This window comes from Flectobacillus sp. (genome assembly GCF_049240685.1).
GTDB lineage: Bacteria > Bacteroidota > Bacteroidia > Cytophagales > Spirosomataceae > Flectobacillus.
In genome coordinates this window covers 25,889-27,423 of the sequence record NZ_JBMLSD010000087.1, presented here as the reverse complement: position 1 = coordinate 27,423, position 1,535 = coordinate 25,889, and the positions used below count along the sequence as shown (strand labels likewise).

Genomic DNA, 1,535 nt, shown 5'->3' with positions numbered 1-1,535 from the left:
CAATTAGCTTTAACAAAACAAGATCGAAGAAACCAATCAATGAAAAAAATTCATAAAATACTAGTAGCCAACCGTGGCGAAATAGCATTGCGCGTAATGCGTACTGCCCGTGAGATGGGCATTAAAACTGTGGCCATTTACTCTGAGGCAGACCGTTTGGCTCCACATGTAAAATTTGCTGACGAGGCTGTTTGTGTAGGGCCTCCTCCATCTAATCAATCCTATTTGCTAGGAGACAAAATCATTCAAATTTGTAAAGATTTGAACGTTGATGCCATACATCCTGGCTACGGATTTTTATCAGAAAATGCGGCATTTTGTAAAAAAGTAACAGAAGCAGGAATCATTTTTATAGGTCCATCGCCCGAAAGTATTGAGGTAATGGGTGATAAACTTTCGTCGAAACATGCAGTTGCCAAATATAATATACCCATGGTACCTGGTACGCCTGATGCAGTAACTGATCGTGAAGTTGCCAAAATAAAATCTAAAGAAATTGGCTATCCAGTATTGATAAAGGCATCAGCTGGAGGTGGCGGCAAAGGAATGCGCGTAGTTGAAAAAGAAGAAGAATTTGATGAACAAATGGACCGTGCGGTTTCGGAAGCGATTGCCTCTTTTGGAAATGGAGCTGTGTTTGTCGAAAAATATATTACTTCCCCAAAACACATCGAGATTCAAGTGCTTGGAGATAAACATGGCAACATTGTTCACTTGTTTGAGAGAGAATGTTCTGTTCAACGCCGACATCAAAAAGTAGTGGAGGAAGCACCATCGGCAGTATTAACCCCAGAAATACGTGAGGCTATGGGGCAATGCGCAGTAAATGTAGCCAAAGCTTGTAATTATTACGGGGCTGGCACGGTAGAATTTATTGTGGATGAAAACCTCGATTTTTACTTCCTCGAAATGAATACTCGTTTACAAGTAGAACATCCTGTTACTGAACAAATAACGGGTGTTGATTTAGTAAAAGAGATGATATTGATTGCGGAAGGTCACCCTATTTCATTCAAACAGGAGGATTTACAAATTAATGGTCATGCGATTGAATGCAGAGTATGTGCTGAGGACCCTCGCAATAACTTCTTACCAGATGTCGGTACGTTGCACACCTATGTTCGTCCTCAAGGAAATGGAGTGCGTGTAGACGATGGAATGGAACAAGGCATGGCAATTCCGATTTACTATGACCCCATGATTGCCAAGTTGATTACTTACGGCAAGGATAGAAATGAAGCCATCGATAAAATGATTCGTGCCATCGACGAATATCAAATTTCGGGTATTCAAACTACCCTCCCATTTTGTAAGTTTGTGTTAAGGCATGAGGCCTTTCTTTCTGGGCAATTTGATACTCGCTTTATTAGCCTATATTATACTCCAGAAGTATTAGATACTAAGCCAGATGCGGATGAAGAGGCTATAGCAGCAGCTTTGGCAGCACATTTGATACTTCATAAAAAATCGGTTCCAGGCCAAGAAAATACTGGAGGATCATTAGTAAAAAGTCAATGGAAGACCAATAGAACAGC

Annotated in this window: 1 protein-coding gene; it reads left to right on the top strand. The window is 40.7% G+C overall.

Going from position 1 to position 1,535, the window contains the following annotated elements; genetic code table 11:
• Positions 1 to 39 precede the first annotated feature (39 nt).
• The coding region (gene accC, locus ACOVQ4_RS04200; protein WP_421819402.1) for an acetyl-CoA carboxylase biotin carboxylase subunit at positions 40 to 1,535 on the top strand (1,496 nt) is incomplete at its 3' end.